The sequence below is a fragment of the Nocardiopsis sp. FR4 genome (assembly GCF_009830945.1).
Taxonomy (GTDB): domain Bacteria; phylum Actinomycetota; class Actinomycetes; order Streptosporangiales; family Streptosporangiaceae; genus Nocardiopsis.
In genome coordinates this window covers 106,926-130,691 of the sequence record NZ_ML776454.1, presented here as the reverse complement: position 1 = coordinate 130,691, position 23,766 = coordinate 106,926, and the positions used below count along the sequence as shown (strand labels likewise).

General features: G+C 72.2%; 22 protein-coding genes. 8 read left to right on the top strand and 14 right to left on the bottom strand.

The genetic code is table 11. The features are described from left to right. Nucleotides 1-65: 65 nt before the first annotated feature. The 9 genes from lipA to FYW95_RS00515 form a co-directional block, all read right to left on the bottom strand. Nucleotides 66-1,019, bottom strand: a complete 954-nt coding sequence (lipA, locus tag FYW95_RS00555) for a lipoyl synthase (protein ID WP_159941109.1) — start codon at nt 1,017-1,019, stop codon at nt 66-68. A gap of 96 nt (nt 1,020-1,115) precedes the next feature. Then, on the bottom strand, nt 1,116-1,820 hold the full coding sequence (lipB, locus tag FYW95_RS00550) for a lipoyl(octanoyl) transferase LipB (protein WP_159941107.1): 705 nt from the start codon (nt 1,818-1,820) through the stop codon (nt 1,116-1,118). A 9-nt stretch (nt 1,821-1,829) separates the two neighbouring features. Continuing rightward, a complete protein-coding gene (locus FYW95_RS00545; RefSeq protein ID WP_201294578.1) occupies nt 1,830-2,762 on the bottom strand; it encodes a TIGR01777 family oxidoreductase in 933 nt (310 codons plus the stop codon). 344 nt (nt 2,763-3,106) lie between these two features. After that, complete coding sequence (locus tag FYW95_RS00540) at nt 3,107-3,673, bottom strand: NADPH-dependent FMN reductase (protein ID WP_159941105.1); 567 nt, start codon at nt 3,671-3,673, stop codon at nt 3,107-3,109. Between the two features lie 313 nt (nt 3,674-3,986). Next, nucleotides 3,987-5,777: a 2-oxoglutarate dehydrogenase, E2 component, dihydrolipoamide succinyltransferase gene (gene sucB, locus FYW95_RS00535; RefSeq protein ID WP_159941103.1), complete on the bottom strand. Its 1,791-nt coding sequence runs from the start codon at nt 5,775-5,777 to the stop codon at nt 3,987-3,989. 106 nt (nt 5,778-5,883) lie between these two features. Beyond that, the gene (gene lpdA, locus FYW95_RS00530) at nt 5,884-7,260 is read right to left on the bottom strand and encodes a dihydrolipoyl dehydrogenase (protein ID WP_159941101.1); all 1,377 of its coding nucleotides are present in this window, start codon (nt 7,258-7,260) and stop codon (nt 5,884-5,886) included. A gap of 137 nt (nt 7,261-7,397) precedes the next feature. Further along, nucleotides 7,398-8,903, bottom strand: coding sequence for a leucyl aminopeptidase (locus tag FYW95_RS00525; protein ID WP_159941099.1), 1,506 nt, complete (start codon nt 8,901-8,903; stop codon nt 7,398-7,400). Nucleotides 8,904-9,225: 322 nt separating this feature from the next. Continuing rightward, on the bottom strand, nt 9,226-9,984 hold the full coding sequence (locus FYW95_RS00520; RefSeq protein ID WP_159941330.1) for an adenosylcobinamide-GDP ribazoletransferase: 759 nt from the start codon (nt 9,982-9,984) through the stop codon (nt 9,226-9,228). Between the two features lie 59 nt (nt 9,985-10,043). After that, nucleotides 10,044-11,039 carry a bifunctional adenosylcobinamide kinase/adenosylcobinamide-phosphate guanylyltransferase gene (locus FYW95_RS00515; RefSeq protein WP_159941329.1) on the bottom strand — a complete coding sequence of 332 codons (996 nt, stop codon included), beginning with the start codon at nt 11,037-11,039 and terminating at the stop codon, nt 10,044-10,046. Nucleotides 11,040-11,248: 209 nt separating this feature from the next. Between FYW95_RS00515 and FYW95_RS00510 the strand changes: the two genes are divergently transcribed. Both FYW95_RS00510 and FYW95_RS00505 read left to right on the top strand, forming a co-directional pair. After that, nucleotides 11,249-11,455 (top strand): hypothetical protein, encoded by a 207-nt coding sequence (locus FYW95_RS00510; protein ID WP_160049871.1) that lies wholly within the window; start codon nt 11,249-11,251, stop codon nt 11,453-11,455. Nucleotides 11,456-11,582: 127 nt separating this feature from the next. Beyond that, on the top strand, nt 11,583-12,038 hold the full coding sequence (locus tag FYW95_RS00505) for a hypothetical protein (RefSeq protein ID WP_160049911.1): 456 nt from the start codon (nt 11,583-11,585) through the stop codon (nt 12,036-12,038). Nucleotides 12,039-12,057: 19 nt separating this feature from the next. Here the strand turns inward: FYW95_RS00505 and FYW95_RS00500 are convergent, their stop codons facing one another. The 3 genes from FYW95_RS00500 to FYW95_RS00490 all read right to left on the bottom strand — a co-directional run bounded on the left by FYW95_RS00500 (nt 12,058) and on the right by FYW95_RS00490 (nt 14,355). Further along, a complete protein-coding gene (locus tag FYW95_RS00500) occupies nt 12,058-12,423 on the bottom strand; it encodes a DUF1622 domain-containing protein (RefSeq protein WP_159941095.1) in 366 nt (121 codons plus the stop codon). Between the two features lie 149 nt (nt 12,424-12,572). Next, nucleotides 12,573-13,577, bottom strand: coding sequence for an aldo/keto reductase family protein (locus FYW95_RS00495; protein WP_201294576.1), 1,005 nt, complete (start codon nt 13,575-13,577; stop codon nt 12,573-12,575). A gap of 124 nt (nt 13,578-13,701) precedes the next feature. After that, entirely contained in the window at nt 13,702-14,355 is a 654-nt protein-coding gene (locus FYW95_RS00490; protein WP_159941093.1) for a DUF3043 domain-containing protein, read from the bottom strand. 117 nt (nt 14,356-14,472) lie between these two features. On the opposite strand from FYW95_RS00490, the gene FYW95_RS00485 reads away from it, so the two are divergent. The 5 genes from FYW95_RS00485 to FYW95_RS00465 all read left to right on the top strand — a co-directional run bounded on the left by FYW95_RS00485 (nt 14,473) and on the right by FYW95_RS00465 (nt 18,585). Next, complete coding sequence (locus tag FYW95_RS00485) at nt 14,473-15,246, top strand: PspA/IM30 family protein (RefSeq protein WP_159941091.1); 774 nt, start codon at nt 14,473-14,475, stop codon at nt 15,244-15,246. Continuing rightward, a complete protein-coding gene (locus FYW95_RS00480; protein ID WP_159941089.1) occupies nt 15,243-15,521 on the top strand; it encodes a PspA-associated protein PspAA in 279 nt (92 codons plus the stop codon). Before FYW95_RS00485 ends, FYW95_RS00480 begins: the two co-directional genes overlap by 4 nt. Before the next feature lie 327 nt (nt 15,522-15,848). Beyond that, nucleotides 15,849-16,769 carry a zinc metalloprotease HtpX gene (gene htpX / locus FYW95_RS00475; protein WP_159941087.1) on the top strand — a complete coding sequence of 307 codons (921 nt, stop codon included), beginning with the start codon at nt 15,849-15,851 and terminating at the stop codon, nt 16,767-16,769. 41 nt (nt 16,770-16,810) lie between these two features. Continuing rightward, nucleotides 16,811-17,395 (top strand): PspA-associated protein PspAB, encoded by a 585-nt coding sequence (locus tag FYW95_RS00470; protein WP_159941085.1) that lies wholly within the window; start codon nt 16,811-16,813, stop codon nt 17,393-17,395. Between the two features lie 86 nt (nt 17,396-17,481). After that, a complete protein-coding gene (locus FYW95_RS00465; protein WP_160049870.1) occupies nt 17,482-18,585 on the top strand; it encodes a glycerate kinase family protein in 1,104 nt (367 codons plus the stop codon). A 171-nt stretch (nt 18,586-18,756) separates the two neighbouring features. On the opposite strand, the gene FYW95_RS00460 is transcribed toward FYW95_RS00465, so the two are convergent. After that, nucleotides 18,757-20,004, bottom strand: a complete 1,248-nt coding sequence (locus FYW95_RS00460; RefSeq protein WP_160049869.1) for an ABC transporter substrate-binding protein — start codon at nt 20,002-20,004, stop codon at nt 18,757-18,759. A gap of 387 nt (nt 20,005-20,391) precedes the next feature. Beyond that, nucleotides 20,392-20,820, bottom strand: a complete 429-nt coding sequence (locus tag FYW95_RS00455; protein WP_159941079.1) for a PaaI family thioesterase — start codon at nt 20,818-20,820, stop codon at nt 20,392-20,394. Nucleotides 20,821-20,946: 126 nt separating this feature from the next. On the opposite strand from FYW95_RS00455, the gene polA reads away from it, so the two are divergent. Continuing rightward, nucleotides 20,947-23,739: a DNA polymerase I gene (polA, locus tag FYW95_RS00450; RefSeq protein WP_159941077.1), complete on the top strand. Its 2,793-nt coding sequence runs from the start codon at nt 20,947-20,949 to the stop codon at nt 23,737-23,739. The last annotated feature ends 27 nt before the right edge of the window (nt 23,740-23,766 follow it).

Below are 23,766 nucleotides of genomic sequence, written 5' to 3'. Positions count from 1 at the left end.
TACATGAGGAACGGTGGCCCGGGGGCCACCGTTCCAGGTTGGTCACGACTAAGGCGAAAAGCCCGCTACGCGTTGTTCGCCAGGGCGGCGTTCTCGGCGTCCCGCTTCTCCCGGGCCTGCTTGTACAGGCGCCCCGCCCGGTAGGAGGAGCGCACCAGCGGACCCGACATGACACCGGCGAAGCCGATCTCCTCGGCCTCCTCGCCCAGCTCCACGAACTCCTCCGGCTTGACCCACCGGTCGATCGGGTGGTGCAGCTTGGACGGGCGCAGGTACTGGGTGATGGTGAGCAGGTCGCACCCGGCCTCGTACAGGTCGCGCATCGCCTCGCTGATCTCCTCACGGGTCTCGCCCATGCCCAGGATCAGGTTCGACTTGGTGACCAGGTTGTCCGCGCGCGCCTCGGTGATCACCTTCAGGGAGCGCTCGTAGCGGAAGCCCGGGCGGATGCGCTTGAAGATCCGCGGCACCGTCTCGACGTTGTGCGCGAGCACCTCCGGCCGCGAGCCGAACACCTCGGCCAGCTGGTCGGGGTCGGCGTTGAAGTCGGGGATCAGCAGCTCCACGCCCGTGCCCGGGTTGAGCTCGTGGATCTTGCGGACGGTCTCCGCGTACAGCCAGGCGCCGCCGTCCTCCAGGTCGTCACGGGCCACACCGGTGATGGTGGCGTAGCGCAGGCCCATGGTCTTCACGGAGTTGGCGACCTTGGTCGGCTCCATCCGGTCCAGGGCGGTGGGCTTGCCGGTGGCGATGTTGCAGAAGTCGCAGCGCCGCGTGCACTGGTCGCCGCCGATGAGGAACGTGGCCTCGCGGTCCTCCCAGCACTCGTAGATGTTGGGGCAGCCCGCCTCCTGGCAGACCGTGTGCAGGCCCTCGTTCTTGACCAGCGAGTGCAGCTCGGTGTACTCGGGCCCCATGTGCGCCTTGATCTTGATCCACGGCGGCTTCTTCTCGATGGGGGTCTCGCTGTTGCGCGCCTCCACGCGCAGCAGCTTGCGGCCCTCAGGAGCGATGGTCAACGTGAACCCGTTCCCTTCCGTGCCCCGTGGCGGGGACCCTCTCGCCCCTCGTGGGGGCACTGTGTCCCTGCGGGGACTGGCTCATGGTGTGGTGTGTCATCCACGGGCGGTGGCGCCGGTGAGCAGCTCGGCGCCGTCGGTGTGGCTGTAACCGTCCGCACCGAGGACGTCCGCCAGGTGGCGCTCCATCCGCGGCCGTACGTCGGCCACGGTCACGTCGCGCCCCAGCTCGGCGGAGAGCGAGGTCGTCCCGGCGTCACTGATCCCGCACGGGACGATCCGGTCGTACCACGACAAGTCATTGTCGCAGTTCAACGCGAGTCCGTGCATACCGACCCCGCGGGCGATACGGCAGCCGATGGCGGCCACCTTGCGCTCGATCAGCCCGCGTCCGGGATCGGCCTCCAGCCACACCCCGGTGCGTCCCTCCACCCGTTTGCCGGTCAGGCCGTACTCCGCGATGGTGCGCAGGATGGCCTCCTCCAGCATCCGGACGTAGGCGATCACGTCCACGGGGTCCGACAGGCGGACGATGGGGTACACCGTCAGCTGACCGGGGCCGTGCCAGGTGATCTTGCCGCCCCGGTCGATGTCCACGACGGGCGCACCGGGGTCGGTGATGGGACGATCCCACCTCCCGGTGCGCTTTCCCGCGGTGTACACGGGTTCGTGCTCCAGCAACAGGACGGTGTCGGCCACCTCGTCGGCGACGCGGCGCTCGTGGAGCCGCTTCTGCAGGTCCCAGCCCTGGTGGTACGGGACGGGGGTGTCGCCCAGCCATGCGTAAACGAGATCACTCACACATCCACCTTACGCCCCGGTGGAAGGTACGGGTCTGGCCAGGATGTCGGATAGCGCACGGTCGATCGTGGGGAGCGCGAAGGAATAACCGGCCTTGAGGAGGCGTTCGGGCACCGCCCGGAGGTCGATCAGCGCGGTCTCCTCCGCGAAGTCCCCCAGGGCCGCCCGCATCGCCGTGGCCGGGACGGGAAGGAAGGCCGGGCGTCCCAGGGCGCGGCCCAGCGCCCGGGTGAAGTCGGCGTTGCTCACCGGCTCGGGGGCGCACATGTTCACCGGCCCGGTGATCTCGGGGTGCTCCAGCAGGAAGCGGAGGGCCCCGACGTGGTCGCGCATGGCGATCCAGCTCATGTACTGCGTCCCCGACCCCAGGCGTCCCCCCAGACCCACCCGGTACAGCGGAAGCAGGGGGCGCAGCATCCCGCCCGAGCGGTCCAGGACCACCGAGGTGCGCATGAGGGCCACCGACAGGCCCGCCTCGACGGCCGGGGCGGTGGCCTCCTCCCAGTCCCGGCACACCCCGGCCAGGAAGCCCGTACCCGGCGGACTGTCCTCGGTGGCCGTCCGCCCGTCCGTGTCCCCGTAGTAGTGCATCCCCGACGCGCTCAGCAGTCGCGGCGGCGGGCGGTCCATGCCGGCCAGCGCCTGGCACAGCGTGCGGGTGCCGCGCACCCGGCTGCGCCGGATCAGCGCCCGCCGGTGCCGGGTCCACAGCGCCGGGCCGACCGGGGCCCCGGCCAGGTGCACCACGGCGTCGGTCTCGTGCAGGGCCACCGTGTCCACCCGCCCCTGTTCGGGGCGCCACTCCGCCTCCTCCAAACCCGGTGTGTGCTGGACCCGCGGAAGGCGCCGCACCATGCGCACCACCGTGTGCCCGTCGTCGAGCAGGGACGCCTCCAGCGCCCTGCCGATGAGTCCTGATGCCCCCGTGATCGCCACTCTCATGAACCAGGGTCTACCCCCAGCGCCCCGTATCTCGCACGCGGGGCGGGGCCAAAGGCGTGTCCTGGACCACCCACCCGTTTTTTCTTCTGCTTTTTCCGCGAAAGAGCTGCGCGGGGGAGCCCGGGTCTTCTACCTTGAAGGTGGGGACAGGAACTCCGCGTCAGCGCGGGGCTACTGTGGGCGACGCGCCGTCGGGCTGGCTGTCGCGCGCCCGACCTCAGACCTTTGATGATGGGGATCATCAGGGGATGGTGATTGGTGGGGTAGAAAGACGGGGCGGTGCCGCGAGGCACCGCCCCGTCCACCCGCCGGTCCGCTCCACCCCGTCCCGGCGCGCCGCCGGGCTAACCCGGGTAGGGGCGGCGCTCGCGGGCCTCGCGCAGGGCCAGCGCCCACCAGGTCAGCTGGCGCAGCATCCGCTCCACGGCCGCCTCCGAGGCCGCCAGGTCCACCAGGGGCTCGCCGTCCTCGCCGAACATCGCCTGGGCGTTGTGCAGGCTCACCGTGTCCCGGATCGTCGCGGTGTGCAGCTCGGAGAAGACCAGCCGCAGCTGCTCGACCGCCCGCAGGCCGCCGGACATCCCGCCGTAGGAGACGAACCCCACGGCCTTGCCGAACCACTCCCGGCGCGCGGCGTCGATGGCGCTCTTGAGCTCTCCCGGGTAGCCGTGGTTGTACTCCGGGGTCAGCACCACGTACCCGTCTGCCTCCGCCACGGTCCGCGCCGGGGCGGGGGCCATCGGTCCGCCGTGGCCGTCGGCGGGGCCGATCTCCGCCACGTCCAGGAAGTCGAACACCACGTCCTGGTCCGGGTACTTGACGGCGAGTTCCGCGAACCAGCGGGAGACGGCGGGTCCGGTGCGGCCCCGCCGGTTGGCAGCGAGGATGACCGCGATCCGAAGCTTGTCCATCAGGGTCCTTGCTTGTCGTGCCGTCTCGGCCCGGGCAGGCGGGCACGTCGGGCGGGCGCGCGGGGCGGCTCGTCCGGACCGCGGGTCCGCCCCGGTGGGAGCGAGCCGCGCGGCGCGCCGTGGATTCTGGCAGACCAACGCTAAGACCTCAAGAGCACTTGAGGTCAAATCGGGCGTGTCCGGCGGGAGGCCGCCGGAGAACGCCACCGGGCCGGGCACCGCTCGGCGGTACCCGGCCCGGCCGGTGTCACGGCTGCTGAGGCCCTGTCCCGTGAACGGACCGGGGCCGAGCGCAGGTCCGAAACGGCACGGCCTAGGACAGGCCCAGATCGCCCTCGAAGGCGCCCTCCTCCAGGCGGTCCTTGATCGTCTGCAGGAAGCGTCCTGCGTCGGCGCTGTCGATCAGGCGGTGGTCGTGGGCCAGCGACAGGTAGACCATCGAGCGCACCGCGATCACCTCACCGCCCATGGCCGGGTCCTCGACCACGACGGGGCGCTTGACGACCGCGCCGGTACCCAGGATCGCCACCTGCGGCTGGTTGATGATCGGCGTGCCGAACAGCGCGCCGGTGCACCCGGTCTCGGCGATGGTGAACGTACCGCCGCCCAGCTCGTCCGGCCCGAGCCTGCCCGTGTGGGCGCGCTCGGTCAGGTCGGTGATCCGGTGGGCCAGGCCGCTCAGGTTGAGCTTGCCCGCCTCCTTGACCACCGGGGCCAGCAGCCCGCGCTCGGTGTCCACCGACACTCCGAGGTTCTCCACGTCGTGGTAGGTGACCTCCTGCTTGTCGCTGTCGACCACCGCGTTGAGCTTGGGGTGCTTGCGCAGGGCCTCCACCGCGGCCAGCGCGAAGAACGGGAAGAAGTCCAGCGTGATGCCCTCGCGCTCGGCGAAGCGGTCGGCGGCCTGCTCGCGCAGACGGGCGATCCTGGTGACGTCCACCTCGATGACCTGCGTGGTCGTGGCCGAGACGTGCAGCGACTCCACCATGCGGTCCGCGATGGACAGGCGCAGGCGGGTGAGCTTCTCGGTGCGTCCGCGCAGCGAGGAGTCGTCGGCGACCTTGCTCGGGGTGGAGGACGGGGCCGGGGCGGCGGCGCGCGCGGCGGCGGCCTTCTGCTCCTCGGCGGCCTTCAGGACGTCCTGCTTGCGCACGCGCCCGCCCACACCGGTGCCCCTGACCCTGCCCAGGTCCACACCGTGCTCGGCGGCGAGCTTGCGCACCAGCGGCGTCACGTACGCCTCGGTGCCGGCGTCGGTGCCCGAGGCGCGGCCGGTACCGCTGAGGGTGCCGATGTCCACCGACGGGCCCTCCTCCTCGCGCTGGTCCGCCGCGGGGGCGGGCTCGGGCTCGGGCTGCGGCTCCTCCGCGGCGGGCTCGGGCTCGGGCTGCGGCTCCTCCGCGGCGGGCTCGGGGCTGGGCTCGGCGCTCGGCGGGGCCGGGGCCTCGGAGGTGGCCGGGGGCTCGTCACCGGTGCCGCCGATGACGGCGATCTCCGCGCCGATCTCCACGGTCTCGTCCTCCTGGACGAGGATCTTGGTGAGCACACCCGCGACCGGCGAGGGGATCTCGGTGTCCACCTTGTCGGTGGAGACCTCCAGGAGCGGCTCGTCCACCTCTACGGTGTCGCCGACGCTCTTCAGCCACTGGGTGACGGTCCCCTCGGTGACGCTCTCACCCAGGGCCGGCATGGTCACCGACGTGGTCGGGCCGCCGGCGGAGGACTCGCTCTGGGCGGTGGGCTCGGACTCCGGGGAGGGAGCGGGCTCGGGCTCGGGCTCGGCGGCCCGGGGAGCGGGCTCCTCCTCCGGCTCGGGCTGGGGCTCCTCGGCGGCGGGCTCGGCCCCGCCCTCGTCGGCGCTCTCGCCCTCACCGCCGATGACGGCGATCTCCGCGCCGATCTCCACGGTCTCGTCCTCCTGGACGAGGATCTTGGTGAGCACACCCGCGACCGGTGAAGGGATCTCGGTGTCCACCTTGTCGGTGGAGACCTCCAGGAGCGGCTCGTCCACCTCTACGGTGTCGCCCACGTTCTTCAGCCACTGGGTGACGGTCCCCTCGGTGACGCTCTCACCCAGGGCGGGCATGGAAACGGATGTCGGCATGGGTTCCTCGTTGGATCTGGGCGCGGTCTTCTGCCCAACCCCTTGACTGGGCAGCGCGGATGTGTGCGGGGGCGGGCCTCGGGCGGCCCGCCCCCGGGTGGTGCGGTCAGTCGTGGACGTGCAGCGGCTTGCCCGCCAGCGCCAGGTGAGCCTCTCCCAGCGCCTCGGACTGGCTCGGGTGCGGGTGGATCAGCTGGGCGACCTCCGCGGGCAGCGCCTCCCAGTTGTAGATCAGCTGGCCCTCGGCGATCAGCTCGCCGACACGGCTGCCGACCATGTGGACGCCCAGCACGCGGCCGTCCTTCTCGGCGATGACCTTCACCGCACCCTGCGTCTGCAGGATCTGGCTCTTGCCGTTGCCGGCCAGGTTGTAGTTCATCTCCACGATGTCGTGGCCCCGCTCCTTGGCGACCTTGGAGGTCAGGCCGACGGAGGCGACCTCGGGCTCACAGTACGTGACGCGGGGGACACCGTCGTAGTCGATCGCGGGCGGGTTCTGCCCGGCGATGTGCTCGGCGACGAAGATGCCCTCGGCGAAGCCGACGTGGGCGAGCTGCAGGGTGGGGATGAGGTCGCCCACGGCGTAGATGTTGCCCACACCCGTGTGCAGGTTCTCGTCCACCTGGACGAAGCCGCGGTCCAGGGTGATGCCCTGCTCCTCGTAGCCCAGGCCCTCCGAGACGGGGCCGCGGCCGATGGCGACGAGCAGGATCTCGGCGTCCAGGGTCTTGCCGCCCTTGAGGGTGACGGTGACGCCGGAGTCGGTGGTCTTGACCGACTCGAACGGGGTGCCCAGCTCGTACTTGATCTTGCGCTTGCGGAAGGCCCGCTCCAGGAGCTTGGAGCTGGACTCCTCCTCCACCGGGACCAGGTGGGGCAGGGCCTCGACGATGGTGACGTCGGCGCCGTAGGAGCGCCACACGCTGGCGAACTCCACGCCGATCACGCCGCCGCCCAGGACGATGACCGACTCGGGGACGCGGTTCAGGCCCAGGGCCTGGTCGCTGGTCATGACCTTCTCACCGTCGATGTCCAGGCCCAGGGTCTTGGGCTGGGAACCGGTGGCCAGCAGGATGTTGCGGCCCTTGTAGACGGCGCCGTCGACGGTGACCTCATCAGTGCCGGTGAGCTTGCCCTCACCCTCCACGACGGTGATCTTCCGCGACTTGACCAGGCCGGTCAGGCCCTTGAACAGGCCCCCGATCACCTTGTCCTTGTACTGGTGCACGGCCTCGATGTCGATGCCCTCGAAGGTGGCCCGCACACCGAAGTTCTCGCTCTCCTTGGCGGAGTCGGCGACCTCGGCCGAGTGCAGGAGGGCCTTGGTGGGGATGCAGCCGCGGTGCAGGCAGGTGCCGCCGAGCTTGTCTTTCTCGATCAGGACGACGCTCATGTCCAGCTCCGCGGCGCGCAGTGCCGCCGCGTAGCCGCCGCTGCCGCCGCCAAGGACGACGAGGTCGAAGGTGCCGCCGCTCTCACTCACGGGAACGAACTCCTTGTTGTGGTGGCTGGTGATGGGTGGGACCGCGGCCGGGTGGGAACCGGGGGGCGACGTGGACGGCCGCGGCGGCCGGGAGGGGGCGGGCGCTGCGGCTCACAGGACCCGCCCCTCCACGGGTGCTACCTGGCGTACTCCTCGGCGATGCGGACCAGGGTGCGGGTGCCCGCGCCGGTGCCGCCCTTCGGGGTGTAGCCGTACGGACCGCCCTGGTTGAAGGAGGGGCCCGCGACGTCGAGGTGCGCCCACTTGACGCCCTCCTCGATGAACTCCTTGAGGAACACGCCCGCGGACAGCATGCCGCCCCAGCGCTCGCCCGCCACGTTGGCGATGTCGGCGACGGAGGAGTCCAGCCCCGAGCGCAGCTCGGCGGGCAGCGGCATCGGCCAGGAGGCCTCACCCGCGGCGCCCGCGGCGGAGACGACCTCGTCGCGCACGTCGTCGTCGTTGGACATGACGGCGAACACGCGGGTGCCGAGCGCGACCAGCTGGGCGCCGGTGAGGGTGGCGATGTCCACGACCAGGTCGGGCTGGTCCTCGTGCGCGCGGACCAGGGCGTCGGCCATGACCAGGCGGCCCTCGGCGTCGGTGTTGAGCACCTCGACGGTCTTGCCGCCGTAGATGGTCAGCACGTCGGAGGGGCGCTGGGCGGTGCCGCTGGGCATGTTCTCGGCCACGGCGAGGTAGCCGACGACGTTGACCCGCAGGTTCAGGGCGGCGATGGCGCGCATGGCGGCGAGCACGGAGGCGGCGCCGGCCATGTCGGACTTCATCCAGTCCATCGAGCCCGCGGGCTTGAGGGACAGGCCGCCGGAGTCGAACGTGATGCCCTTGCCGACGAAGGCGACGGTCCGGGTGGCCTCGGGGTGGGTGTGGGCCAGGCGCACCAGGCGGGGCGGGTTGGCCGAACCCTGGCCGACGCCGGTCAGGCCGCCGTAGCCGCCCTCGGACAGGGCGCGCTCGTCCAGGACCTCGATCTCCAGGCCCGCCCGCTGGGCGATCTCCTGGGCGGCGGAGGCCAGGTCCTCGGGGACCAGGTCCGCCGGGGGGGTGTTGACCAGGTCGCGCGTGAGGTTGACCGCCTCGGCCAGGACCTCGGCGCGCCCGGCGGCCTCCGCGGCGCCGGGGGCACCGGAGACCAGGAGCAGTTCGGCGGTGGTCTCGGACCTCTTGCCGTCACCGGTGCGGTAGCGGTCGAAGGAGTAGGCGCCGAGCCGGGCGCCGAGGGCGACGGCCTCGGCCTCGGCGGCGCTCTGGGCGGGCAGGGCCAGGGCGACCCGGCCCGCGCCCTCGGGGCGCGCGCTCAGCGAGCGCAGCGCCGCGCCGGCCGCGCGGGACAGGGTCTCGGAGTCGACGGGCCCCTCGGCGGGCGCCGGGCCGAGACCGACCGCGACGACGACCGGGGCCTTGACGGCTCCGAGGGAGGCAAGGGTGTGCACCTCCTCGGGTGCGCCGCTCGCTCCCAGGAGCGACAGGGTCTGGGCGAGGCCGCCGGAGAAGGCGGCATCGACGTCATGAGCGCCCGACGCGGGTTCCGGAGCGTCGCCTCCGGAGTGGTAGCCGACGACAACCGCGTCGGCGTCGAGCGAACTGGGGGACTCCGTATGTACTGACAACGACGTGCTCACGTTCCCGATGCTAGTCGCCCCGCACGCCCGGCGGCGACGCGGCGCCCCGGGTCGGGAGGGGCCCTGACGCTGCGCTGTGCGCCGTCGCGGGGGCCACGGGTTATCCGGATCGGCCCCGGTGGGCGCGGGCCCCGAGCGTGGCCCTGGAGGCCGGTGGGAGGTGTCGTGCGTCTCCACCAGGGCTGGAGCGCGCTCCCCGCGTGTGGGACGGGTGAAACCCCGTGTGAAAAAATGTGATGATCACGACATCGCGCACGCCGCTCGGATCACCGAATGGTAGGAAACCCCCTGGTGGGGGCCGTCCGCGCCCTCACAGCGGACCTCACAGCCATGTGACGGCCGCGGCGGCCACCACGAGGGCCGCTGTGCCCGCCGACTCCGCCAGCGCGCCCAGCACGTCGCCGGTGACACCGCCCAGCCGCCGCACCGCCCGGCGCAGTACCGCGCCCGCCACCACCAGCCCCGCCACCCCGGCCAGGAGACAGGCCAGCGCGAAGCCCGGCGCGTGCGCCCACCCGGCCAGGCACACCGCGGCCGTGCACACCCCGGCCGCCAGGGCCCCGGGCCAGCGCACGGTGCCCGCCACGAACGCTCCCAGCCCCTCCGGCCGGGCCGGCGGCACCCGCGGGGTGCACGCCAGCGTGACCGCCAGCCGCCCCACCGCACCGGCCGCCGCCGCACCGGTCAGCGCCGCCCAGGGTGAGGCCGCCGCCAGCTGTCCCAGCGCCAGCGCCTGCGCGGCCAGGGCGACGACCAGGGTGACGACGCCGAACGGTCCGATGTCGGAGCGGCGCATCACCTCCAGGGCGCCCTCTGCTGGGCGGTTGCTGCCCAGCCCGTCGGCCAGGTCCGCCAGGCCGTCCAGGTGCAGTCCCCGGGTCAGCAGCGCGGACAGGCCCACGGCCAGGACGGCCGCCAGCGCCGCGGACAGGCCCGCGGCCGCGCCCGCCGCCGCCACCGCGCCGGTCACCGCGCCCACGAGCGCGCCCACCGCGGGCGCGCACACCATCGCCCACCCGGCCGCGGCGCGGTCCACCCGCTCCGCGCGCACCGGGAGGACGGTGAACGTGCCCACCGCCATCCGCGCCCCGGCCAGGGCGCTGCCGCGGCGGCCGCGCACCCGCTCTCCGGGGCCGCCGGTCACGGAAGCTCCGTAACCCGGCCCGCGGTCACCAGGACCACGTCCTCCGACTCGGCGCCCACCCACTGGTTCAGACGTCCCAGGTGGTCGCGGAACAGCCCTCCCGCGCGGGTGGCGGGCACCACGCCCGAACCGACCTCGTTGGTCACCGCCACGACGTAGGCCTGGGTGGCGCGCCAGGCCTCCAGCAGCCCGTGCACGGAGGCCTCGACCTGCTCCTGGGCGTCGGAGGGCGGGGACTCGTCCCACAGCCCGGCCTCGCCCATGACCGCGGTCAGCCAGGTGCCCAGGCAGTCCACCAGGACCGCGCCCCGGGAGCGCTTGAGGACCGAGGGCAGGTCGGTGGTCTGCTCCGTGCTCCACCACCACGGGCGCCGCCGCACGTGCTGGGCCACCCGGTCGGCCCACTCGGGGTCGGCCACCGGGTCCGGAGCCGGACCGGTCGCCGCGTACAGCACCTTCGGCTCGGCCAGCAGGCGCAGTTCCGCCTCGGTGGACTTGCCCGAGCGCGCGCCCCCCGTGACCAGCGTGCGGTGCGGGCCGCGCGGCCGCGACTCCGGCCACACCGTCGGGGGGCAGGACAGCACCTGGCCGTCCCCCGGCACCAGGGCGCCCCACAGCCGGGCCCGCCGGGCGAACTCCTCGGGGGAGCGGACGCGGTGGTCGCCGCCGACCGCCACGACGGCCGTCGTCACCCCGATCACCCCGGAGCGGCGCAGTTCACCGATGACCTCGGGGCGCTGGGCGGCGTCCACGATGACCATGTCCACCTGCTGGTCGGGGCGGGTCGAGGAGTAGCCCGAGGAGCCCTCCGCCCGGGCCTCCACCGGTGGGACGCCGGGCAGGGGCCCGGGGCCGGTGCGCGCGTACATCAGCCTGCCGCCGTCGGGTCCCTCCACCAGTACGCCGTCGGGGGTGGGCGTCACCGAGTACCCCGGGGGTACCGGGCCGACGGCCCCCGACTCGCGGATGCGGAAGCGGTCGTCCACGGTCACCCGCAGCGGCAGGCGCCGCTCGGCCTGGGCCTTGTTGCACGAGGCGCAGGTGCACTGCGGGGCGGGCCACCCCGAATGTCCCGCTGTCCCCAGAAAACGGATACGCACCCACATGAGTAAACCGCATCCTCCACCAAGCCTTGGTTAAGCTCGGCACAGGATCACGGTGACCCGCACCGTGGCCTGAGCGACGAGGGGGCGATCGAGACATGGCGTGGACCTGGCGGTACTTCGGAGCCGGCGGTTCCCGTCCGGTGGACGGGGACCTGCCCGCGGAGACCTTCACCTCGCGGGGCGACGCCGAGAGCTGGCTGGGTGAGAACTGGCAGGAGCTCGCCGACGGCGGCGTGGACCGGGTCGCCCTCCTGGAGGGCGACAAGCAGGTCTACGAGATGGCCCTGGAACCGGTCGAGTAGCGCGCTCCGCCCCGGCCCCCGTCTCCTCTTCGGTGGAGAGGGCCCGGGCGGTCCCCGGCTGTGCGGCTGACCGCTTCCGGCCAGGTGCCGCCAGCCGTTTCCGTCCCCCCGGATGATACGAACCGTGATGTCATCCCTGCGCAACCCGACCGTCCTGGAACTGGTCAACATCCCCCTGCTCGCGGTCGCGCTGTTCCACTTCCCGGGCGTGCCGCCCGCACCCGCCAACCTGGTGGGCTTCGGGCTGTTCGCGCTGCTGCTGGTTCAGGGCAGCGCCTACTGGTGGGCCAAGGCGCACCAGCTCCGCGCGCGGTCGCGCCGCCCGGCGGGCCTGCCGGTGTTCCGGGTACTGCGGCGGGTCGACCCCGTGCTGTTCTTGGCGGGCGGCGCCCTCATCGGGTGGGCCCTCGCGGACGGTGCCCCGTGGACCCGGGTGTGGCCGGGGCTGTGGCTGTTCGCCCTGCTGGAGCACGTCAACTACTTCCACGTCCAGCTGTCCCACCAGACCCGCGCCGACCTGTCCCGGCTGCTGCGCACGAGGCGCCTGCGCCGCTCCCACCTGTCCCGGGACCTGGCTCGCTGAAGCGGTTCCGCCCCCCGGATCAGCCCGGCCCGGGGGAGGGGCGGCGCGCGGACTGCCACGGCCACCGGTTCTCCAGCTCCACCTCCAGGGAGAAGCTGAGGAAGGTGCGGATGAGGACGATCCCGGCGAGCACCCCCACACTGGCGAAGGTGGGAGAGATCGCGACCGTGCGGATGATGTCCCCCGCCACGAGGAACTCCAGCCCCAGGAGGATCGCCCGGCCCAGCCCGTGGCGGTAGGGCCGGTAGGCCGCGTCGAGGTCCCGTCCGCTCATCCACCGGCGGACGAACAGGACGGTCGAGCCCAGGGCGCCGACGACGATGACGCCGACCCCGGCGACGTCGACGGCCGTCCCGACCGCCTCGATGATCTCCCCGATGTCCATCGGCCCTCCCCGCCTCGGATCCGCGGGTGCGACAGCTACCCACGCCGTGGCACGATCACACACGGTCCCCGCGAGGCACCGGAGGGGCCACTGTGTCCGCTCCAACCCGAACGCCGCCTTGGGGCGCCGAGCCGCGCCGGGGGGTTCCGCTAGCCGCGGATGTTCTCCGGGCTCTTGGTCAGCGCCGGGTCGCGCTTGACGCTGTCACCCAAGACCTCGTCGATCCGCGCGAGCAGCTCCGGGTCGAGGCGGACCCCGGCGGCCTGGACGTTGTCCTCCACCTGCTCGGGGCGGGAGGCGCCGATGATCGCGGCCGACACGTTCGGGTTCTGCAGCACCCAGGCCACCGCCAGCTGGGCCAGGGAGAGACCGGCCTCGGCGGCCAGCGGCTCCAGCTTCTGCACGCGCTCCAGGAGGACCTGGTCCTCCAGCGGGCCCTGCAGGAAACGGCCGCTCTGGGGGTCGGCGGCGCGCGAACCGGCGGGGATCTCCTGGCCGGGCTTGTACTTGCCGGTCAGGACGCCGCCCGCGATCGGCGACCACACGATCTGGCCGATGCCCTCGCGCTCGCACACCGGGACGACCTCGGGCTCGATCACGCGCCAGAGCATGTTGTACTGCGGCTGGCTGGAGACGATGCGGTCGAAGCCCATCTCGTCGGCGATCTTGAGCGCCTGCTCGATCTCCTCGGCGCGCCACTCCGAGACGCCGACGTAGAGGACCTTGCCCTGGCGGACCAGGTCCTCGAAGGCCCGCATGGTCTCCTCAAGCGGGGTCGAGTAGTCGAACCGGTGCGCCTGGTACAGGTCCAGGTAGTCGGTGCCCAGGCGGCGCAGGGAGTCCTCGGCGCCGCGGAGGATGTGCTTGCGGGACAGTCCCTTGTCGTTCTTGCCCTCACCCATGGGCCAGTAGACCTTGGAGAAGATCTCCAGCCCGTCGCGGCGCTCCCCCTTCAGGGCGCGGCCCAGGACCTCCTCGGCCCTGCCCTGGGCGTAGACGTCGGCGGTGTCGAAGGTGGTGACACCGGCGTCCAGTGCCGCTCGGACACAGGCCCTGGCCGTGTCCTCCTCCACCTGGGAGCCGTGGGTGAGCCAGTTCCCGTAGGCGATCTCGCTGACCATGAGACCGCTGTTGCCTAGATGCCGAAATTCCATGCCGAGCACTCTAACGGTGCTTTGTGGCTCTTCGCGAGGTTTTCCGCGGTGCTCTGGGCACGCTCCCAAAGGCGGGGGAGGTGAGGGGCCGGTACGCGCACCGGCCCCGCTCACACCGCCCGGGTCAGCGGGCGCCGCGCGGCGTGGGGTCCTCGCGGACCTTCAGCCGGGGCTTGGGGAGGCGCAGGCGGCGGAACTGCAGCTGGCGCATGGCCGCGTACATGCCCACACCGCGCACGCCCGGGTCGTCGGGGAAGTACTGGGCGGCGCGCTTCTTGACCGTGCGGCCCGTCATGACGCCCTCGCCGATGATCGTCACCATCATCAGCGGCCACGCGACGTAGGCCACGCCGATCTGGAAGACCGGGTTGTTGATGAACAGCAGCGCGATGATCACGATGGAGAACGGCAGGAAGAACTCGCTGGCGCTGCGGCGCGAGTCGACGTAGTCGCGGGCGTAGGCCCGCGCCTCGCCGAGGTCCTGCTGGCGGTAGTAGCGGGCCTCGTCCTTGGGTACGCCCTTGGGCGCGGCGGAACCCCGGGCGCCCAGTCCGCGTTGACGTTCGAGACGTTCCCGGTAGGCCCGGTAGGCCTCCTTGCGCGTCTCGGGCGCCTTGAGCGGCCGGCGCGGGGTCGCCTCGGACTCCCTGCGCTTTGGGGTGGGCACACCCTTCTTGGGGGTATATCCCTTAGGTTGGGTGGCCTCAGTGGCCTCAGGGCTGGCGGATTCGGCGGTGGCCGAATCCGTGGCTGTGGAAGCGGAGCGACGTCGGAACACACCTTCAGGGTAGCCGCTCGTCGCTTTATGGCGACCGCGGACCAGACCGCGTAGGGTTGGGCAAAGCGCCCGCTGGGAACAGCCGATGTACGCACCGAGAAGGGGACGGCCACGCCAATGAGCGTGTTTCAGCGACTTTCGATGATCTTCAAGTCCAAGGCCAACCGAGCCCTGGACTCGGTCGAGGATCCCAGGGAAACCCTCGACTACTCGTACCAGAAACAGCTTGAGCTCCTGCAGAAGGTCCGTCGTGGTGTGGCCGACGTCGCGACCTCCCGCAAGCGCGTCGAGCTCCAGATCCAGCAGCTGGAGCAGCAGTCCAGCAAGCTGGAGAACCAGGGCCGCGCCGCCCTGACCCAGGGCCGTGAGGACCTCGCCCGCGAGGCCCTGACCCGCCGCTCAGGCCTGACCACGCAGATCGAGAGCCTGCGTGAGCAGCACGCCAACCTCCAGGGCGAGGAGCAGAAGCTCACGATGGCGGCGCAGCGCCTGCAGAGCAAGGTGGACGCCTTCCGCACGCGCAAGGAGACCATCAAGGCCACCTACACCGCCGCCCAGGCCCAGACCCAGATCAGCGAGGCCTTCTCCGGCATCTCCGAGGAGATGGGCGACGTCGGCATGGCCGTGCAGCGTGCCGAGGACAAGACCGCCGAGATGCAGGCCCGCGCGGGCGCCGTCGACGAACTGCTCGCCTCCGGGGCGCTCGACGACGTCACCGGCACCGCCCGGGACGACATCCAGAGCGAGCTCGACCGCATGGCCAGCACGGCCGGCGTCGAGAACGAGCTGGAGCGCATGAAGATGGAGCTGGGCCAGGGCAACGGCGGCTCCACCCCGCAGATCGAGGGCGGGAACGGCACCGGTACCACGGGCAACCGGGAGGGCGCGTGATCGTCCGCATCATGGGTGAGGGCCAGCTCGACCTCACCGACGCCGACCTGGACCTGCTCAACTCCTTCGACTCCGCACTGGAGTCGGCCATCGAGGCGGGCGACGAGGCCGCGTTCCGCCAGGCCCTGCACGACCTGCTGCAGAAGGTGCGCGAGGACGGCACCCCGCTGCCGCCCGACGCGCTGGAGCCCTCGCAGTTCATCCTTCCGCACGCCGACGCCAGCATGGAAGAGGTGCGGCAGATGCTGCAGGACGACGGACTCATCCCCGGCTAGGCCGGTTTTCCGCCCGGGCGCACCGCCACCGTCCAGGTGCGCCCGGGACAGGGTGGGTGGGCCCGACCGGCCACGGCCACGGCCGGTCGGAGTCACGCTCGGTGCCCGCGTGCGCGCGTCGCAGGGGCCGCCGCGACCCCCGGGTCGCGGCGGCCCCTTGCCGTTGTGCGCGACCCCGGTCGGGTTCGGCACGTTGGCGGGAGGGGTAACGGGTAGGGGTTCCCCGAGGAAGCGGTGCGCTGACGCCCACGACCGGCTCCCGCCCCTTTCTCACCTGTGCGAACTACACTCCGAGACAGTCGACACCGCAGCGGGAGGGAGCACGGCATGGCCGGTTCCAAGTTCAGACCTGACCGGGGGCTGACCGCCCGCATGGTGATGACCATGGGCCTGCTCGCCCTGGTCTACATGGCCTTCATCGCGGGGCTGATCCTCGTCGGACTCAACGTGTGGCTGGTCCTGCTGATCGTCGCCGGGTTCGCCCTGTTCAGCTACTTCGCCTCGGACCGGATCGCCATGTTCTCCATGGGCGCCAAGGAGGTCTCACCCCAGCAGGCGCCCGAGCTGCACGCCGTGATCGACCGGCTGTGCGCCCTGGCGGACATGCCCAAGCCCCGGGTGGGGATCGCCGACACCGACGTCCCCAACGCCTTCGCCACCGGCCACAACAGCAAGTCCGCGGTCATCTGCGTGACCACCGGCCTCATGCGCCGCCTGGAGGGCCCCGAGCTGGAGGCGGTCCTGGCCCACGAACTGTCCCACGTCGCCCACCGCGACGTCATGGTCATGACCGTCGCCGGGTTCCTCGGCATCGTCGCCGGGTTCCTCACCCAGGCCGGTCTGCGCTTCGCCATGTTCAGCGGGGGAATGCGCAGCAACAACAACGGGCCCGCCCCGGCCGTGGTCGCCCTGCTCGTCGTCCTGGTCAGCGCGGTGGCCTGGGCGCTCAGCTTCCTGCTGACCCGCGCGCTCTCGCGCTACCGAGAACTGTCCGCCGACCGCGCCGCCGCCTACCTCACCGGTCGTCCCTCCATGCTGGGCAGCGCCCTGACCAAGATCACCGGCGACATGGCCCGCATCCCCACCCGCGACCTGCGCCAGGTAGAGCCGTTCAACGCGTTCTTCTTCGCCCCGGCCTTCTCCCGGCAGGGGTTCAGCTTCAGCCAGCTGATCGCCACCCACCCGCCGGTGCAGCAGCGCCTGGCCCAGCTGTCCGACATCTCCCGCCAGCTCGGCCAGGGCCGCTGATCCGCCGCATCCGTACCGCCGACAAGGAGCAAGGGAGCACGATGAGTTTCTGGCGAGCCCTGCTGGGGCGCTCCGCACCGGCCAAGCCCGACCTCGACGCCCTGTTCGGCCTGCCCTCGGCCGCCGTCACCCTGCGTGCCGCGTCGGGGTTCCGCCCCACCGGCACCGGCTCCGTGGCCTTCCGCGCCAGCGAGGGCGCCGCCTTCGCCGACCTGGAGCGCGACGTCACCGCGCTGCTCAACGCCGGAGGCGGGCCGCCCGTCGGCCAGATCAACGACGACTACGGCTACACGTGGCTCGTGGTCGGCTCCCGGGAGGCGGGCGAGGAGGCCGAGCCCGACATCACCGGTCTGGTGACCGACCTGCACGCGGTCAACTCCACCCTGGAGGCCAACGGGTACGGGCCCTCACTGCTGTGCTCCCTGGTCGGCTTCACCGACGGGACCCGCTCCCTGGGACTGGTCTACCTCTACAAGCGCGGCACCTTCTACCCCTTCGCCCCCGCGGGCGGCCAGCGCCGCGACAACGCCCTCGAACTCCAGGCCGAGGCCGCCATCGGGGGCGACCTGCCCCTGGAGAAGGACCGCTCCCGCTGGTTCCCGGTCTACGGCGCCCCCGGCCTGTGAGCCGGAAAGGTCCTGTGGTCGGGTCTTCGGGTGCTGACCAGGGGTGCCTCGCGCCCGAGGAAATGTGGCCTGGCACACTGGGGCCTGTGCGTATCCTCATCGCTCCTGACAAGTTCGCCGGTACCCTCTCCGCGCTCGAAGCCGCCCAGGCCGTCGCCGACGGCTGGCACCGGACCGACCCCTCCGCCCGGACGGAACTGCTTCCGCTCTCCGACGGCGGTCCCGGGTTCGTCGAGGTGCTGCACACCGCCCTCGGCGGCGAGGTGCACTCGACCGAGGTGACCGGCCCCCTCGGCCCGCCCGTGACCGCGGAGTACCTCCTGCACGACGGCACCGCCTACGTGGAGAGCGCCCAGGCCTGTGGCCTCCACCTGGTCCCCGCCGACCGGCGCGACCCCGGCCGCACCACCAGCCACGGTGTGGGCGAACTGGTCGCCCACGCGGCCCGGGCGGGCGCCCGCACCGTCGTGGTCGGCCTCGGCGGCAGCTCCACCAACGACGCCGGATCGGGGCTCCTGGCCGCCCTCGGAGCCGTCCCGGCCGACCGCCTGAGCCGCGGCGGCGCGGCCCTGGCCGAGCCCGTCGACGCCGTCGACCTCGGACCCGCCCGGGAGGCCCTGGCCGGGGTGCGGCTCGTCGCCGCCACCGACGTCGACAACCCGCTGCTCGGCCTGCACGGCGCCAGTGCCGTGTTCGGGCCGCAGAAGGGCGCCGACCCCGGCCAGGTCCAGCGCCTGGACCTCGCCCTGACCGCCTTCGCCGACCGCGTCGACCCGGACGGGACCGTCCGGGACACCCCCGGCGCCGGTGCCGCGGGCGGCCTGGGCTTCGCCCTGCTGCTCCTGGGCGGCACCGTGGAGTCCGGGATCAGCCTCGTGCTCGACTCCGTGCGCCTGGCCGACCGGCTCGCCGGCGCCGACCTGGTCATCACCGGGGAGGGCTCCTTCGACTCCCAGTCCCTGCGGGGCAAGCTGCCGCACGGCGTGGCCCAGGCCGCCAGCAAGAACGGCGTCCCGTGCGTGGTCACCGCCGGGATCGTCAAGGTCGGCCGGGCCGAGGCCGCCAGCGCCGGGATCACCGAGACCTACTCCCTCGTGGAGTCCTCGGGGTCGGTGGAGGCCGCCATGTCCCGCTCCGCCGAGGAGCTGCGCGCCCTGGCGGCCGACGTGGCGCGCCGCTGGTCCCGCTGACGCGGGCCGGGCCGTCCGGGGGCACGCGCGGACGGCGGCGGGGAACAGCCACGACCCCGCCGCCGGCACCGCGTCCCCCTTCCGCGGGAAGACGGGAAGAGCGCCCCGGGAGAACCTCCCGGGGCGCTCTTCGCCGTGTCTCAGGGGCGGACGGAGCCGCTCCGCCGTGTACTAGTCCTGCAGTGAGTGCTCCTCGTAGCCGAGGACCTCGTGGCCGTCGTCTCCGTAGTGGAAGATCTCGAAGGTGGCCGCGGTCGGGTCGCCGTTGTCGTCGAAGTCGATGTTGCCGCTGACGCCCTGGTAGTTGATCTCCTCACCGTCGGCCAGCAGGTCGCGGCACTCGGCGAAGGAACCGCACTCGGTGCCCTCGGGGCGGCTGACGTTGGGCAGCTCGGCCACGTAGTCGGACGGGTTCACGCTGCCCGCGGCCTCGGCGGCCAGGGCGATCACGGTGACGCAGTCGAAGACCTGCGGGGCGAACTGGAACACGTCCAGGTCGGACTCGAACTCGGTGAGCCCGCTGTTGAACTCCTCGTTGTCCGCGCTCGGGGCGACACCGGTGATGCCGTTGACGCTGTCCGGATCGTCCTGGTTGACGGTCTCGCCCAGCTCCGGGTCGTTGAGGCCGTCGGTGACGTAGATCTGGTCGCCCTCGGTGCCGCTCTCCAGCAGCTGGGCGATGACCTGCGCGCCCTCCTCGAAGGCGATGAGCGCGACGGCGTCCGGCTCCTCGTCGTTCACGGAGTTGACGACCGAGTCGAACGTGGTGGCCTCGGGGTCGTAGGTCTCGTTCACGGAGACCTGGGCGCCCAGGGACTCCAGCTCGTCCTGGAGGGCGTTGGCGTAACCGCCGCCGTAGTCGTCGGCGCGGGCGACGACCGCGACGCTCTGGTGGCCGTCCTCGACGATCTTGCGGGCCATCACGACCGCGGAGAGCAGGTCGCTGGGCGCGGTCCGGAAGTAGTAGCCGTTGTCCTCGATGTTGGACAGTTCGGCGGACGTGTTGGACCCCGAGCACTGGACGATCTCGGCGCCGGTGACGGTGTCGTAGGTCGCCTGGGTCATGCTGGAGGCGGCGGCGCCGATGACCGCGTTCACCTCGTCGGAGACCAGGCTGTTGGCGGCCTCGTTGGCCTGGGCGTTGTCGCCGGCCTCGTCGCCCTCGATGAGCTCGGGGACCTCGGTGCCGAGGATGCCGCCGGCCTCGTTGATCTCCGAGATCGCGTAGCGCGCGGCGGTGACCTGGGGCGGGCCGAGGAAGGCCAGGTTTCCGGTCTGGGGGTAGATGATGCCGTAGGTGAACTCCTCACCTCCGCCGCCCCCGTCGCCGCCGTTTCCGCCGTCGCTGCCACACGCGGTCAGGCCGAGGACAAGGGCCGCGGTTGCGGCAGTGAGGCCTAGGACCTTCTTGCTTGCCATGATCGTGGTCACTCCGTTCAACCGGCGAAGCACGTACCGCGCAGCGCGGCCGTGCCATGGGCGTGTGCGTCCTGATGTCCGCGTTGTGTGGCATGACTTAATCAGGAGCGTTAGCGGAGCTTAATCACGGGCGCCGCGGCTTCGAAAGCGCCGACCGGCCGTTGGTGCCGACTCGCCGTCATGCTGTTATGGCTCCGTAGTCATCCCCGGCGTCCCGGGAGCGTTGTCTGTACAGTTCGCAGCTATGCGTGCCCGAGGGAAAGCAAACTGTCGCGGTTCGTGGGCAGGGCGGAGCCCGGCCGTCAATAATTACGGCCGGGCCGTAAGGAAGCTACAGGAGCGCTACACAAGGGCGTGAAGCGGTGCTTTCCTTCCCCGCCCCGTTCCCTATCCGCCGGGCATCTCGCGCAGCATGCAGGTGAGCCGGGAGGTGCACACCTTGCGGCCCTCCTCGTCGGTGATCGCGATCTCCCACGTGGCCAGGGTCCGGCCCAGGTGCACCGGGGTGGCCACGCCGGTCACGTACCCCCCGGTGGCCGACCGGTGGTGGGTGGCGTTGATCTCGATGCCGACCGCCACCATGCCGAACCGCGCGGCGTGGGCGGTGGCGCCGACCGACCCCAGTGACTCGGCCAGCACGCACGAAGCGCCCCCGTGCAGCAGCCCGAAGGGCTGGACGTTGCCCTCGACCGGCATCCTGCCCACCACCCGCTCGGTGGAGACCTCGGTGATCTCGATGCCCATGCGCTCGCTCAGGCCGCGCTGGAGCGCGCCGCTGTCGAGCATCGCGCGCAGCGCCTCGGCGTCCGTCGTCATGTGTGTGCCCTCCCGTCGGCGGGGAGCGCCGTCCGGACGGCGGAACGGTCCGGACCGGGCGCGGTGGTCCCCGGTGTTCTCGCGGCACGGCCGCGAAGTGTCCGCGTGGCATCCTAGGATTCACCTGTGGTGACCAAGCGAGAGACCCCCGACCAGACATCCCCGGCCAGCGCCTCCGACGGCGGCCGGCGCCCCCGGCTCCTGCTCCTGGACGGCCACTCCATGGCCTTCCGCGCGTTCTTCGCGCTGCCGGTGGAGAAGTTCGGCACGAGCACCGGGCAGTCGACCAACGCCATCTACGGTTTCGCGTCGATGCTGGTCAAGCTGCTGCGCGATGAGGAACCCACCCACATCGCGGTGGCCTGGGACCTGTCCGGTCCCACGTTCCGGCACGAGGAGTACGCCGAGTACAAGGACGGCCGCTCCGACACCCCGCCGGAGTTCCCCTCCCAGGTGCCGCTCACCCAGGACCTCATGCGGCTGGTCGGCGTGGCCAACCTCTCCGCGCCGGGCTTCGAGGCCGACGACGTCATCGCCACCCTGGCCCGCCAGGGCGGCGAGGCCGGGATGGAGGTGCTCATCGCCTCCGGCGACCGCGACGCCTTCCAGTTGGTCACCGACTCCTGCACGGTCCTGTACCCCGGCAAGAGCCTGTCGGACCTGCGGCGTATGGACCCCGCCGCGGTACAGGACAAGTACGGCGTCTCCCCGGACCGCTACCGCGACCTGGCCGCGCTGGTGGGGGAGAAGGCCGACAACCTGCCGGGCGTGCCCGGCGTGGGCCCCAAGACCGCGGCCAAGTGGATCACCAAGTACGGCTCCCTGGACGAGCTCGTCGCCCACGCCGACGAGCTCACCGGCAAGGCCGGGCAGAGCTTCCGCGACCACCTCGACGACGTGCTGCGCAACCAGCGCCTGAACCGCCTGGCCACCGACGTCGAGCTGGGCGTGGACGTGCGGGCCCTGGAGCTGGGCCGGGCCGACCGGGCCGGGATCGACGCGCTCTTCGACAACCTGGAGTTCGCCTCCAACCTGCGCGAGCGCCTGTACGCCGTCGTCCGGACGGAGGAGGGCGGAGCGGACGAGGCCGCCCCGGCGCCCGCCGAGGGGTTCCGGGTGGACCTGACCGTGGCCGGGACGGGGGAGCTGGCCGCCTGGATCGAGGAGCACGCCGCCCCCGGCACCGCCGACGGCGACACCCTCGCCCCCACCGCCCCCGCCGGACTGGCCGTGGACGGCACGTGGGGGAGCGGCACCGGCCGGGTGGACGCGCTGGCGCTCAGCGTGCCCTCCGGGGCCGCGGTCCTGGTCGACCCCACCGCGCTGGACGCGGCCGACACCGAGGCCCTGACCGCCTTCCTGGCCGACCCCGACCGGCCCAAGGCGGTGCACGAGTACAAGGGCGCCCTGCTGGCGCTGGGCGCGCACGGGTGGACCCTGAGCGGGGTGGTCAGCGACACCGCCCTGGCCGCCTACCTCGCCCAGCCGGGGCAGCGCCGCTTCGACCTGGCCGACCTGTGCCGCAGGTACCTGGGCCGGGAGCTCGAGGAGGACTCCTCCGGCGGTCAGCTGACCCTGGACCTGGGCGGGGACGGCGAGGAGGGCGCGCACGGCCAGCAGCTGCTGGCGGTACGCGCGAGCGCCACCCGGGACCTGGCCGGGGTGCTGGCGGCCGAACTCGACAAGCGCGGCGGCACCCACCTGCTGCACGAGGTCGAGCTGCCCCTGGTGGACGTGCTGGCCCGCCTGGAACGGGCCGGGATCGCCGCCGACCGCGCCTACCTGGAGGGCCTGCAGGGCGAGTTCGCCGCCGCGGCCCGCGGCGCGGTGGAACGGGCGCACGAGATCGTGGGCCGCGAGTTCAACCTGGGCTCGCCCAAGCAGCTCCAGCAGGTGCTGTTCGAGGACCTGGGCCTGCCCCGGACCAAGAAGATCAAGACCGGCTACACCACCGACGCCGACGCCCTGGCCTGGCTGGCCGCGCAGACCGACAACGAGCTGCCCGCGGTGCTGCTGCACCACCGCGACCAGACCAAGCTGCGCACCACGGTCGAGGGTCTGATCAAGACCATCGCCGACGACGGCCGCATCCACACCACCTTCAACCAGACGGTGGCCGCCACCGGACGGCTCAGCTCCACCGAGCCCAACCTGCAGAACATCCCGGTCCGCACCGACGTGGGGCGGCGGATCCGCCGGGCGTTCGTGGTGGGCGAGGGCTACTCCGAGCTGCTCACCGCCGACTACAGCCAGATCGAGCTGCGCATCATGGCGCACCTGTCCGGCGAGCAGGCGCTGATCGACGCCTTCAACAGCGGCTACGACTTTCACGCCCAGATGGCCGCGCAGGTCTTCGGCGTGCCGGTGGACCGGGTCGACGGGGAGGCGCGGGCCCGGATCAAGGCCATGAGCTACGGTCTGGCCTACGGGTTGAGCGCCTACGGCCTGTCCCAGCAGCTGGGCATCACGCCGGAGGAGTCCCGGCGCCTGATGGAGGACTACTTCGCCGAGTTCGGCGGGGTCCGCGACTACCTCAACGAGGTGGTGGAGCAGGCCCGCAAGGTCGGCTACACCGAGACCATCCTGGGGCGCCGCCGCTACCTGCCCGACCTCACCAGCGACAACCGCCAGCGCCGGGAGATGGCCGAGCGCATGGCGCTCAACGCGCCCATCCAGGGGTCGGCCGCCGACATCATCAAGGTGGCCATGCTCCGGGTGGACGCGGCGCTCACCGAGCGGGGCCTGGGGTCCCGGGTGCTGCTGCAGGTGCACGACGAACTCGTGGTGGAGGTGTCTTCGGGCGAGCGCGAGGAGGTCGAAAACCTCGTGGCGCACGAGATGGGCTCGGCCTATGATCTGCGTGTCCCGCTGGCCGTCTCGGTCGGCAGCGGACAGAACTGGCACGACGCCGCGCACTGAGGGGCCGCGGCGTCCGGACACGACGTG